General features: G+C 44.8%; 7 protein-coding genes. All 7 read right to left on the reverse strand.

Annotation, left to right across the window (positions count from 1 at the left end; genetic code table 11):
- Positions 1 to 24: 24 nt before the first annotated feature.
- The 7 genes from KUA46_RS11885 to KUA46_RS11915 all read right to left on the reverse strand — a co-directional run bounded on the left by KUA46_RS11885 (position 25) and on the right by KUA46_RS11915 (position 13,291).
- The gene (locus KUA46_RS11885) at positions 25 to 1,146 is read right to left on the reverse strand and encodes a glycoside hydrolase family 43 protein (RefSeq protein WP_217745483.1); all 1,122 of its coding nucleotides are present in this window, start codon (positions 1,144 to 1,146) and stop codon (positions 25 to 27) included.
- Positions 1,147 to 1,361: 215 nt separating this feature from the next.
- Positions 1,362 to 2,243 carry a discoidin domain-containing protein gene (locus tag KUA46_RS11890; RefSeq protein WP_217745482.1) on the reverse strand — a complete coding sequence of 294 codons (882 nt, stop codon included), beginning with the start codon at positions 2,241 to 2,243 and terminating at the stop codon, positions 1,362 to 1,364.
- 123 nt (positions 2,244 to 2,366) lie between these two features.
- Positions 2,367 to 4,061, reverse strand: a complete 1,695-nt coding sequence (locus KUA46_RS11895) for a RagB/SusD family nutrient uptake outer membrane protein (protein ID WP_218487711.1) — start codon at positions 4,059 to 4,061, stop codon at positions 2,367 to 2,369.
- Positions 4,062 to 4,086: 25 nt separating this feature from the next.
- Positions 4,087 to 7,050: a SusC/RagA family TonB-linked outer membrane protein gene (locus tag KUA46_RS11900; protein ID WP_218487712.1), complete on the reverse strand. Its 2,964-nt coding sequence runs from the start codon at positions 7,048 to 7,050 to the stop codon at positions 4,087 to 4,089.
- 57 nt (positions 7,051 to 7,107) lie between these two features.
- Positions 7,108 to 9,054: a RagB/SusD family nutrient uptake outer membrane protein gene (locus KUA46_RS11905; RefSeq protein ID WP_218487713.1), complete on the reverse strand. Its 1,947-nt coding sequence runs from the start codon at positions 9,052 to 9,054 to the stop codon at positions 7,108 to 7,110.
- Between the two features lie 17 nt (positions 9,055 to 9,071).
- Positions 9,072 to 12,155, reverse strand: coding sequence for a SusC/RagA family TonB-linked outer membrane protein (locus KUA46_RS11910; protein ID WP_256625089.1), 3,084 nt, complete (start codon positions 12,153 to 12,155; stop codon positions 9,072 to 9,074).
- Positions 12,156 to 12,421: 266 nt separating this feature from the next.
- Positions 12,422 to 13,291, reverse strand: a complete 870-nt coding sequence (locus KUA46_RS11915) for a glycoside hydrolase family 16 protein (protein ID WP_218487715.1) — start codon at positions 13,289 to 13,291, stop codon at positions 12,422 to 12,424.
- Between the last annotated feature and the right edge of the window lie 136 nt (positions 13,292 to 13,427).

A 13,427-nucleotide genomic window follows, 5' to 3' on the forward strand; every position in this document is an offset into this window, starting at 1 on the left:
AAACAAGCAGAGCGACCGTATTTTTTATTGTTTTTTCAACACTGGTGCACCGTTTTCCCAAGAAATTGGTACCCACAAGTGTCTACTGTCACTCAAGTGTTTAGGATTCCACATGTCTGCCATGAATACATAGTCGGCACCATGGAACATTTTCTTCTGTGCTGCAGTTTCTACCTTATATATAAAGGTACCCTGTCCGCCGAAGGTCTTGTTGGCACCCTCACCACGGCATGGATTAGGCAGCTGTTCCCAAGGACCATAGATATTCTTCGCCTTGAACATGCGGGCTGCATTAGGCGCCCAACCGGTACATCCGCTGGTAATCATCCAGTAGATGCCATCCTGCTTGAAGATGGTAGGAGCCTCATTCTGTCCACCTGCTGCCACACGAACATAGCTGCCGTTGTGCTGCATGTAGTCATCCGTCAACTGTGCGATTTGGAGCGTTAAGTTATCCTCAGAAGAATAGATATGGTAAGCCTTTCCATCATCGTCGATGAAGATGGTCATATCTCTTGACATTTGTCCTCCCTCGAAATCTCTCATCCAGAACATGCCGCGCTCTATCTGTTTGCGCCACTCCGGAGTCCACCATTTCTTCAGCTCCGGGAAGAGAAGCTGATGCTTGAGGTCGGTGGTATCTGGCTTGGCAAATCCTACAGGATAGATACCCGGATTCACTCTGCCTGAGCGGATGAACTTGAAAGGTCCGAAAGGAGTATCGCTGGTTGCCACGGCATAGCGGGCAGCACCATAACCCCTACCCTTCAACTCGAGATGGAACCACATCACGAACTTCTTGGTCTTCTGGTTGTAGAGAACCTTAGGACGCTCGATGATGCAACCACCCTCGATATCGCAGCCTGCTTCGTTGGATACAGGGAGTACCAATCCATGATTCTTCCAGCTCTTGAGATCCTTGGAAGTGAAGCAACTTACGCCGAGAGAGCTGTAAGGCTTGCCATCCTGCGAGCGGCTTTCGCCATACCAATAGTAGGTACCTTTGTAGTTGAAGATGTTGCCACCGTGCGCATTGATATGCTTGCCGGTATTGTCTTTCCACACGCCTCCGTCCATCGGAGCCTGTGCCATTGTTAGAAGACAAGACATCATCCACAACATGATAAATACGAATAGTTTATTCATTTTGCTGATGTTATTATTAAGTTAGTGAATACGCCAATTGTTGCAGTCGTTTGTCGGGTGCAAAGTTAGAGAATATCATCAACTTCATAGTTCAATTATCGGTAAAATAAGGACGCAAATTGAGATAAAAGGGCAGAAAACAGTCAAAAATGACTATTGCAGCCCTCTCATCATCTACTTAACCAAAATATCAATCTTAATCCTTATCTTCATTCTTATTCATTCTCCGGGTCATAAACCACCTTGTTGGCTTCGAATACTGCAAGCTCTGCGAGGTTGAAGTACTTATTGTCGCCGAAGGTCTTGGTAACAACCAGACGGAGATGGGTGAACGATTTGCCGGCATCGATACCCTCAGAGGTATATTCAGCCTGGCTGGCAGAAGGAAGACCAGAGAGGATTTCCTTGATGCCCTCCCACTTCTCTCCATCATTGCTGATCTGGATATCGAGATTTTCAGGACCTACCTGAGAACCGTTACGGTTGCGATACCAGAACATGAATACTTGATGAGCCTCCTTGAAGTCTATCTGGATATATTGAGGAAGAGGCTTCTGAGGAGATGACCAGCGGGTATGGAAGAAACTGTTATAGTTGCCATCCACCAGGTTCTTGATAGGCCCCTCAGAAGGTTCCTGATCATCGGTACTCAACATGTCTGCTGTGACATTTATCTTATCACCCTTTGTATAGGTAACGGTAGCAGGGAGCAAACCCGACTGAGCCTTTACCTGCATAGGAGCACCCGCCTCGTTCTTGTCGTTGAATGCCTGGAAGGTGAAGGTATAATCACCATACTTCTTCAAAGTATTCTCAATGAGGAGCGTACGTGTATGGATAGAAACCACATTGGTTACCGTCTCCTGATTAGCTGGATTCACATACGAAATCTTCATATATGAGAAAGTGGAATCGGCAGGAACTGTCCAGTTCAGGCGGATGGCACCAGGAAGAGCCTCGGATGTTACAGCAGAAGCATCAATAGTCTTTGGAGCTCCTGTATAACCCTGATATTCGAAATCGGTGATATTGCTATCACAGGAAGCCAAGACTGCCATTCCAACTAATGCACTAAATATATATTTAATTGCTTTCATTGTTTTGTCTATTTGTTTGTTCTACTTGGGATTGCCCAGCCCCTTATATTTAAACGTACCTATATATAATAAGGTGACATATATAATAAGGTGAAGAGCAATCCATGTATTTACTTTGATTGATTACCAGCCAGGATTCTGCTTGAAGTCTGGATTGGTATGCTTCAGGAGTTCACTCTTGGAGATTGGGAAGAAATACATCTTGTCGTCCCAACCACGATTCACGACATTGCGCTTGTAAGTGAATGTTCCATCCTCGTTCTTGGTAATCTTCATCTCTGTGATAGTAGCGAGCTTGTTGCCTTCCTTCCAGCGACGAACATCATAGAAGCGATGATCCTCGAAAGCCAACTCTACCATGCGCTCGTTCTCATACTTCTTCCAGAACTCGTCGTTGCTCAAGCCCTCTGCCAACTCAGGCATCTTTACATCCTCACGATTGCGGATTACGTTGACTGCCTCACGAGCAGACATTGGGAGGTCGGCACTGACTGCATCGGCACTACCGAGATACTTGAACGCAGCCTCAGCATAGTCGAGATAGAACTCACCCAAGCGGAAGACCACCCAAGCATGAGGAGTAGAAGTTGAGTTGACTGAAGAGATGTTGACATTGCCATCGCAATACTTCTTCAGGTAATAACCTGTAGGAGTAGCACCTACGATAGGTTCACCATTCTTGCCACCATAGTAGGTCTCCAAGGCATCGCCATTGTAAGAAGGCCACTTCTTCTCACCGTTCACGGCGATAGTCATGCCGAAACGTGGGTCGCGGTTGGCGTATGGATTCTGGGCATCATAACCACTACCCTCCTCGTTCCAAAGCTTACCGTTCTTCATCTCGTAAGCATCTACGAGTGTCTGTGTTGGGCAGTTGCCACCATTACCATTCTCCAAGCCACGTGGATAGTTATCGTACTCGAAAGCATTCATAGCACCCATACGGATAGCGTAGATGAGCTCCTTTGCCTGCCAGTTGTTGGAACCCCACAGGTCTGAATACTTACCGAGCTGCACACCATTTGCCAAACAAGCATCGATAACAGCTTTGCTAGCAAGAGCAGCCTGATGGTAAAGTTCTTTGTCATCATTGGTATTGAAGAGAGGACTTGCCTCATAGAGCAAGGTACGAGCCTTCAAAGCCAAGACAGCAAGTTTGCCTACGCGTCCCGTCTCGTTAGCAGCAGCATCATCACCCAACTTAGAGTAATCCACAGGCAACTTGTCTGCAATCGCATCACATTCCTTTACAACGAAGTCCAATACCTCTTTGGCAGGAGTACGAGGAAGCGCATTAGCCTCGTCCTCTGTCAGCACCTCTGTAGTGAAAGGTACATCGCCGAACTTCTCCACAGCTGTGAAATAGAAGTAAGCACGAAGGAAACGAGCCTCATACTGGTAGCGATTGAAGCGCAACATCTGGGCATCATAGTCCTTGTTGAACTTATAATCAGAGAAATCACACTCATCCATGTGAGCCAAGAAATAATTAGCCTGACGGATAGCAAAGTAATTGTAGCTCCAGTTATCCATGGCGTTCAATGCACTCCAAGAGCCATTGGTAAAGTTCTGTACGCTACCGTTCTTCCAAGAGAATTCTGCCTCATCACAAGCGGATGCAAGCATTCCCCTGCTATATGGCGCAAAGCCATCCTCTAAGAAACCATATATATTGGTAATGAAGCCTGCTGTATTATCGAAATTGGTAAATACATATTTGCTATCATAATCGGTGTACTCATGATAGTCCATCTCATCACCGCAAGATGCGAGCAATGCCAAGCAAATCATGCCACCAAAAATCTTATTTAATTTCATTGTCGTATTCTTTTAATGTTGATGATTAGAAACCAAGTACGAGACCGAGAGATACTGAACGGTTTAACGGATAGGTTGCACCATAGCACTCAGGATCCAACTCCTTGATATGATCGAAGCAGAGCAAATCTACACCACGAACATACAACTTGGCATTGTTGATAAACTTTGTTGCACCCAAGAGAGACTTAGGGAAGTTGTAGTAAACTTCTACATTTCTCAGCTTGAGGAATGAACGGTCAGCCAACCAGATAGAGTTGTATCGGTTGTTGTTGTCATTGGTCTCAGCAGACAAACGAGGGAACTTGGCTGTTTCTGCTGTTGCTGGAGTCCAACGGTTGTCGAAATAGTACTGACCGATATTGGTATTGTTTACCAAAGGACGGTACATTGACTGCGTATCCAGATAAGCACTGTAGTTAGCTGCACCTTGGAAGGTTGCTGTGAAACCTAAGCCCTTATACTCTAGACCGAGATTGAAAGAATAGTAAATCTCAGGACAGGTAGTATTGTAACCCATCTTTACCACGTCATCTTCATTGATGATGTTATCACCATTCTGGTCCTTATACTTAATGTCACCAGGTTTAACCTCAGAGAACTGCTGTGCAGGACTGTGATCAATATCAGCCTGATCCTTGAAGAAACCTACTGCCTGCAGACCGAAGATCTGACCTACAGGATTGCCGGTACGCTTCAGATAATCGTAAGCACGTGGCTCCTCATATTCTTCCTTGATTTCGTTCTTTGCCAAAGTGTAGTTCACACCAGCTGTCAACTTCAGGTCCTTAGCGATTTCCTTGGCATAGTTGGCACCGAGTTCTACACCCCAGCTATCTACGATACCACCGTTGATATAGCGGTTGGAAGCACCGAGAACAGAAGAAACCTTACCACCAGCGTTTACCCACTGACGGTCACGACGCTGGTAGTAACCATCTACGGTCAGGTTCAAGCCGCCCAATACGGTAGCATCCATACCCACATTATACTTGGTAGCACGCTCTGCCATCACATTGGTAGAAGCCAGACGAACTTCAGACCAACCGCCGGAAGAAGTTGCATTGTCCTTTCCTACGAAGTAGCTGTTGCCATCGCCAAAGGTCTGGTTCCAATATCCTTCTGCTGGAATATAGTCCAGATTGATGATACCCCATGATGCACGGAGCTTCAGAAAGTCGATGAAGGATACATTCTGCATGAAATTCTCCTTGCTCAACACCCAGGCAGCAGAAACTGTTGGTGAGAAATTGGTACGATGACCCGGAGCCAGCTTATTGGATGATGCCAAAGACAGAGATACATCTGCCAGGTATCTCTCCTTGTAACCATAATGGTTGTAGAGAGTGGCTGTGGTACGATACTGGGTATTGTTCTGCCCATTCCAGTTGCGATACTCATAATTCCACATCAATACAGAGCTGATGCTATGGTTACCGAAGGTATGGTCATAGTTGGCACCAACGCCGAAGTTGAAGTTCTTATTCTGCCAGTCGAGTTTACTGTCACCAGACATCTCACCATCCTTGCCTCCTACATAGTTTCCCATACCATATTTGTATTCCTTAGTATGATTCTCCCAGTAAGCAGCAATGTTATCATAGGCGATACGAGTCCATACACTCAAACCATCTGTAACGGCAGAAAGATCCTGGCTCAGCGTCATATCGGCAAAGAGAGAACGGGTATGAGCCTTGCTGTAAGCACGGCCTTCTGTCAATGCTACAGGATTGTAATATCCGGTCCATGTTGCATTACCACCCCAGAGACCATTTTCGGTCTTGATAGGGAAAGCTGCGGCAGGAACTGTATAAATCTTACCCCAAAGATCATCACTGCTCAAACCTGGGCGAGATGCCTCCATCAAGACTCCGTTCAAGTTGGTCTGCAACTTGGTAGTTGAAGTCAAGTCAATGTCCAGGTTGGTACGGATGCTACCCTTGGAATACTTATTCTGAGTAGAATAACCAGAATTCTCCTTTGGATGAGCAATGAAACCGAGATTGCTGATGAGATTCACATTGGTATAATAGCGAAGACGTTCGCCACCACCACGGAAGGCCAGGTTGTAAATATCGCTGGAACCATTATTCTTGAAAGTCTCGCCTATCCAATCTACATTAGGATAGAGGTATGGATTGCTTCCATCCTTAAAATAACCTAGCTCCTCTTCGGTATAACGAGGTGACTTACCATCGCTCACGTATGCCTCGTTCAAACCGAGAGCATAGTCGTAGGCATTCACGAACTTAGGACGACGAGCCTCCCAATTGAATGCATGGTCGTAAGTAAACTTGATTTCATTGGTCTTATACTTACCACGCTTTGTTACGATGTTTACCACACCATTAGCTCCCTTGTAACCATAGAGAGCTGTGGCAGCAGCATCCTTCAATACGTACACGTTCTCCACTTCCTCTGGCGAAAGATAAGTGATGTTGCGCTCGATACCATCTATCAAGATGAGCGGAGAAGAGCCGTTCAAGCCTTGCAAACCACGCACATAGAAGGAAGGCTCATAAGAAGCGTAGTCGCCAGCACCCTGAAGGGCTGTCAAGCCGAGCACACTACCACTGAGCAATGAGTTGCCAATATTCTTGGAAGAACGCTTATTGAACTCATCATTGGAAGCACTTGCAACAGATACTGTAGATTCCTCTACATTCTGCTTGATGCCAAAGCCAATCTCCACAGGACGAGAAGCATAGTCCATCACCACCTTTATCTCCTTGCTGCCATTGAGGGCTACAGTCTTCTTCGACTGGTCAGGAGCATCAATAATCAACTTATCGTTGGCATTGGCACCTATCTCGAAGGCACCATCCTTATCGGTATAAGCCTTGATGAGCTTATTATTCAGGATTTCTACCAAGGCACCAGACACTGGGTTTCCCAGCTTATCGACTACCACACCTGTGACATTACCATTCTGAGCGAATGCAGAGATGCTAGCCAAAAGTACCGAGGCAAATAATATATGTCGTTTCATATCTTATATTCTTTAATATTATGATAAGATTCGTTATTTAATACCTTTCTTCAGAAATTACCATCCAGGGTTCTGAGTCAAACCATAGTTCTTGTTGATTTCAGTTGGAGGGAATGCAGAGAGAAACCACTTGTTGTCCCAGTTGCTCCACCAAGAACGGCGAACATTCTGGATTTCATACTTCTCATATCTATAATGAGTAGGATAGTTTGGTTCATAGCCATCCTCCTTTTCTTTCTTACCCTGCCACTGGAAGTTATAGTCCTTGCCATCTTTCTGTCGATACATCCGAAGACCATGTAACTGCTTCTGGAAGATGTCAGAGCGACGATAACGAATCAAATCGAAGAAACGAGTCTCCTCGAAACCAAATTCAACTGCACGCTCCTTCATGATGGCATCAAGCACGGTCTGCTTATCGCCCCAGTTCTTTGAGGCATCAGACTCTTTCAACCCCTTCAAGCCCACACGAGCACGAACTATGTTCACATTGTTGATAGCCTTGTCGAGCTGACCATTCTGTGCCAAAGCCTCTGCATAAATAAGATACACCTCTGCCAAGCGAACGTATGGCCATACATGAACTCGGTTGGTCTCACCATTGAAATAGAACTTGTTGTTGGCGAATCCTGTAGCAAACTGGCCAGACTCCGATGTACCAGCGCCCTTACCGCCATCAGTACCTTCTACCCAGTTCTCATAACGGCGACCACTATAGTTACCATTATCATTCATAGTTGTCTGTACACCATTCACAATCATGGTCTCATAGAGACGAGGGTCACGAGTCAAGTCAAAATTCTTGTCAGGATTAACGAACATGGTATCTGGGTCTTCCTGCAATACCTTGTCTAGATTGAATGGACGGCCATCCTTCCAGTCAAACATTTCCATAAATTCCTCTGTTGGAGTATAACCGCCATAGGCATTCCATTCACTTACAAATAAGTAGTTATGGCCACCAAAGGCATTGTCTGTCCACCCGTTACCATCGTAACGAACACGAGTGCCCATCAACATCTCGGTAGTACCACGCTTAGAGTAAGCTGCACGGAAAGCTGCACGATACTGTCCAGACGTTGGATGACTACCTTCTGCCTGTACCAACTTATAATATCCCTCAGCCCCTAGGGCTTGGAAGAACTTTTCACAAGCGGTCAGACATCTCTGCCAACGCTCAGCCTTATAATCGCCATACCAAGCCTGATGATTGGCATTGGCGGCATCAGCCTCCGAGCCTGCACAAGGAGTCTCACTATTAAATAAAGGTGAAGCAGCAAATAAGAGAATCTTGCACTTCAAAGCCTCAGCGGCAGCCTTGGTAAAGCGACCATCCCAAGCCTCTTCTACGGTCCAAGGCAAGTTAGAGGCAGCCTCATCAAGCAAGCCAACCATAAAGTCTACTGTTTCCTCTACCGTACCACGAGGCTCCTCATAAGTAGCATCGGTGCCAGAATAAGAATTCTTCACGATAGGCAGACCACCATAATGGCGGAACATATCGAAATAACGAGAAGCAATAATACACTTAGCCTCTGCTTTCAAACGATTCTTCTCACTTTCCTCCATATCTGGAGTTTTATCCACATTCTCTAAGAAAATGTATGCTGAACGTACGCCTTCCCATACGCGCTCGTTGGTATAGCCAAACTTACCACGATCACCTGGAACGTATGCACCAGGGTAGTAGAGACGATTTACATCATCCCAAGAGTTGTGGCTGTGCCAGCAGTCAGACAAAGTCTCGAAAACACCAGTGTTCATCTTTACGGCTACACCGCCATCCCAATAGTAAGGGATACCATAATACATGTAGGCATAAGTTCTCCAAAGGAACTCACGAGTATATTCAGCATTGTTGAAAATGGTGTCCTTGGTAACATCACCGCCTGGGGCTTTCTCCAAGAAGGAATCACCAAACTTCCAATCATCTACACAACTAGTAAATATGGAAGACAATGCAAATGCAAAGAATGCACCTATTAATATCTTATTTAGTTTCATAATAATCTATATTTTTATTAGAATCCAACTTTCAAACTCAAAGAGAATGATCTTGTCAATGGATAGGATGGACGAGAACTTGTACGAGACTCTGGATCACCCCACTTAAAATCGGTGATGGTGAAGAGGTTATAACCACTCAAAGCCAAAGTCAAGTCATTCATCTTAATCTTCTTCATGAATGGGAAGTCGAAATGATAAGCTATCTGTGCATTCTTCAAGCGCAAGTATGAAGCATTCACCTCATAAAGGGTTGAACCTGCATAGTTGTTCTTAGCTCCACTCATAGTAGCACGAGGGTACTTGGCGTTAGGGTCTGGATTATCTGGAGTCCATGTATGGTCGTACTGATACTTCAGCAAGCCCTTCTGTCCTGTATCACCCAATGGTTGGCAGAAGGTTTCATCGAGCATACGACTCACATTCCAAGCACCAGTCCACTGCGTGCTTACCTCCAAGTTTTTCCAACGGAAACCAATGTTGAATCCGATAACATACTCTGGGTCATCTGTATGACCAAGCTCGTATGAAGCATCGTTGGAATCGATGATACCATCACCATTCAAGTCGACATACACTGCATCACCATTCTGAATCTCAGATGAACCATACTGAGGAAGTTTGGTACCATACTGTGCCATATATTCCTCTTCGGCAGTGTCACTATAGAGTCCCCAATATTTAAAGATGCTGCGAGAGCCGATACGGTGTCCCTTCTTATACATCCAAGAGTAGTTCTGAGGAGCCTCATAGAGTTCCTTAATTTCATTCTGGTTGTAAGACAAGTTGCCCTCTACCCAATAGCTGAAGTCCTTACCTATCTTATCATTCCACTTGAGGGAAACTTCATAACCCCAACTGTTCACCTCTCCGAGGTTGGCTGCAGGCAATGTGAAACCGAGAAAACCAGGAGCCATATCACTAGACACAAGGATGTCCTTACGATGCTCGATATAGTAATCGAAGGTTGCCTTCAAGCGGTTGTTCAAGATATTCAAGTCTACACCATAATCCTGCTTGAAAGACTTCTCCCATGTTACATCAGGGTTGTGCTTAGCCGACTCATAGGCACCTGAAGCGAAATTGCCTGAGTTTACACCGAAGTTGTAACCTATTCCGAAATCGTATGGGTCGTCGGTATACATAAAGCGAGAGCCACCAATCTTGTCATTACCGACAAGACCCCAAGATGCACGAAGCTTGAAATAGTCTACCACCTTGCGCAATGGCTTGAAGAAAGGCTCCTCGCTAACAATCCATCCTACAGAACCTGCAGGGAAGAAGCCATAACGATTGTTTTTGGCAAAGTTTTCGGAGCCGTTATAACCAACATTAAACTCTGCCATATAGCGGTTGTTCCAGTCGTAGGTGACACGACCCACCAAACCTACATATCCTGATGGGATAGAAGAATAGGTAGATGGATAATAGGTCTTGCTCTGGTTGTACAGGGCAAGCGCACCTACATGATGCAAACCGAAGTTGCGGTTATAGTTCAAACTAGTCTCAAAATACCAGTTACGGCCCTTGCCAAAGTCCTCACTATATCCAAGCTGGGTATCATTGCCATGCTTACGGTATTCCAAAGAACCATCTGGCTGGGAAACAGGTGTATAATAAGCAGCCTTAGCACCACGCTGCTTGGTAACAGAATAGTCGCTGTTATAAGAGCCTTTCAACTTGAAAGACAAGCCCTTGGTAATCATATCGAGTTTCTGATTCAACACAACGTCGGCGTTCAAGGTATTGGTGTTTCTTGACATGTAACCCAAACCATAGTAAGCACCGAGACCACTGGCACCAATAAACGGCATATTGTCACTATCATAGTCAGTAGAAGCCATCACATACTTGCCATTCACGATACCCGGACTAGAGAAAGGAGTTGCCCAATAAAGATGACGGAATAACTGGTCGTTGTCCTCACCAGAGTATGGGGTATTCTTCGTATCAACACGCCCCCCCAGGTTTACACTGATGGTGGTAGTCTTGGTTACATCGAAGTCTAAGTTGGCACGATAGTTAAATCGCTTGTACTTATAGTTGAAATCGTAAGGCAAAGCCTGCTGCTTGAAGAGACCATCCTGTGTAAATGCACCTACAGATACGAAGTAGCGCATACGCTCAGTACCACCAGAGATATTCACATTATGCTGTGTCTGGATGGCATGATCCTTGAAACAGTAGTCTATCCAGTCGGTATCTGGATATTTGATAGGATCAGAATGATCCTTGAGTTTCTGAAGAACGGTAGGAGAGAAGAATGCGCTCTCATCGGTTACGCCATCGTTCTTCTTCATCTGATTATAATAAGTAGCATACTCATAGGCGTTAGCCAACTTAATCATATTGGTAGGCATTACCACGCTCATAGAGGTTGTGGCAGAAATGTGAGCCTTACCCTCCTTACCACGCTTGGTAGTAACGAGGATTACACCATTGGCACCACGCACACCAAACACGGCTGTAGCAGAAGCATCCTTCAATACGGTGATGCTCTCGATTTCGCTTGGGTCAATGTCGTTGAAGTCACGCTCTACACCATCCACCTGAATCAATGGAGAAGAATTGTTGGTAGTAGCCTGACCACGTACCAGGATAGTTGCAGCATCAGCTCCCGGCTCACCGGAATACTGTACTGATGAAAGACCTGGAACTACACCAGAAAGCATATTGTTGATGGAACCAGTAGGTACCTTGGTCAACTCTCCACCCTTGATGTTAGAGATTGCGCCAGTAACAGTAACCTTCTTCTGTACACCGTAAGCCACCACCTGTACATCTTTCAACACCTGAGAATCGTCCTCAAGTACTACATTGATGGCACCACGAGATACTTTCACAGTTTTTGGCTTGCAACCAACATAAGTAATCTGCAAACTCTGACCACTCTTGGCATTCAGTTTAAAGTTACCATCAAAATCAGTAACTGTTGCAGTTTTCGTACCTACAACTCGAACAGTAGCACCTATAATAGGCTCACCATTCGTGTCCTTTACCACACCTTCCACGTGGTTATCCTGCTGCACTGCCTGTATACTGTTCTGTACAGCCAACAACTCCTGTGGAAGCAATGTCATACCTGCAGACATTGCCATCATGAAAAATAGCCTTCTTGACGAAGTTATTAGATTTACATTTTTCATTATAGTTGTATTTATTTAGTTAGTTATTAATGCTTTTATTAGAGGCAAGCTCTAGATTAACATATCAGACAGCATGTCCGATTTGTTTTTCGATTGCAAAATTCGTTCTTTTTTGTTAAACAAAAGAGTATATTTTGCGATTTTAGGGGAACTATTCGCCAAATATTACCATTTCTCTAAACTATCCTTAAAAAAATAGCGATAACAAATAATTTATAAACCTAGTATTTTTGATAGACACGTACATAGTCTACAAGATACTGGCAAGGAAATGGAGTGTTTGTTAACGAACCTCCATTGTCCCCTCCCAAGGCTAGATTGAGTAAAAGATACATATGATATCCACGGAATGGGTTGTAATCATCATACTGGCAATGCTCTGCACGGGGATTCACCGTAGCATTCAGGTTGATGCTGTTGAGCAACTCATCGTCTACATAGAGCTTGATGAAATCCTCATCCCAGTCCATGCGCCATACGTGATACCCATTCTTCCAATTAGGGTTGGCAACCATCAAATCAGATATTTTCTTCACCTTGCTATTCCACTTGGCATGCCAACGCTGGGTAGTACCCCAACAAACATTGGCATGCAGTGCCTCCTCACCATTAGACGGATAATACTCCATCATATCGATTTCTCCACTGTAAGGCCACTCTAGGTTCTCGTTGCTCAACAACCATATGGCTGGCCAACAACCGAGAAAAGCAGGAAGCTTGGCTTTTACCTCAAACCTGCCATAAGTCCAAGCACTGATATAGTCGCCCGAGGTCTTGGCACGTGTTACCACACTCGATGAAGTGTAATGATAGATCTTGCCATTCTTGTCTTGTACTTCCTCCTTGCGAGCCTCAATGACCAGGTTGCCATTCATGCACCATGCATTCTTGGTGGTATAAAGTTGCTCCTCGTTGTTGCGATGTCCCAAGTCGTAAGTCCAGTAATTGGGGTCTGGCTCTCCATCCTGGTCAAACTCATCGTGGAAAACCAACTTGTAACCAGGATATTCCTTAGGCTTATTATCTGTTGACTGAGCTGAAACACTCGTTGCGGCCATCATGACCACACTCAAAAACATTAATTTCTTCATAAAACAGTTTATTAACTTAAGTCTAAAATTTAAATTGTTGTTATTCTTGCCGATGTTCTTTCGACTTTATTTAGAAAATTTGGAAACGGCTGATGCTCGAAGGCATCACATTATTATATATTTATTAAGTTAGAAA

Origin of the sequence: Segatella copri (genome assembly GCF_019249765.2) — a bacterium.
Lineage (GTDB): Bacteria > Bacteroidota > Bacteroidia > Bacteroidales > Bacteroidaceae > Prevotella > Prevotella copri_K.

Coding starts and splice junctions, on each gene's coding strand:
- KUA46_RS11885 (WP_217745483.1), bottom strand. CDS start 1,146: ATGAATAAACTATTCGTATTTATCATGTTGTGGATGATGTCTTGTCTT.
- KUA46_RS11890 (WP_217745482.1), bottom strand. CDS start 2,243: ATGAAAGCAATTAAATATATATTTAGTGCATTAGTTGGAATGGCAGTC.
- KUA46_RS11895 (WP_218487711.1), bottom strand. CDS start 4,061: ATGAAATTAAATAAGATTTTTGGTGGCATGATTTGCTTGGCATTGCTC.
- KUA46_RS11900 (WP_218487712.1), bottom strand. CDS start 7,050: ATGAAACGACATATATTATTTGCCTCGGTACTTTTGGCTAGCATCTCT.
- KUA46_RS11905 (WP_218487713.1), bottom strand. CDS start 9,054: ATGAAACTAAATAAGATATTAATAGGTGCATTCTTTGCATTTGCATTG.
- KUA46_RS11910 (WP_256625089.1), bottom strand. CDS start 12,155: ATGATGGCAATGTCTGCAGGTATGACATTGCTTCCACAGGAGTTGTTG.
- KUA46_RS11915 (WP_218487715.1), bottom strand. CDS start 13,291: ATGAAGAAATTAATGTTTTTGAGTGTGGTCATGATGGCCGCAACGAGT.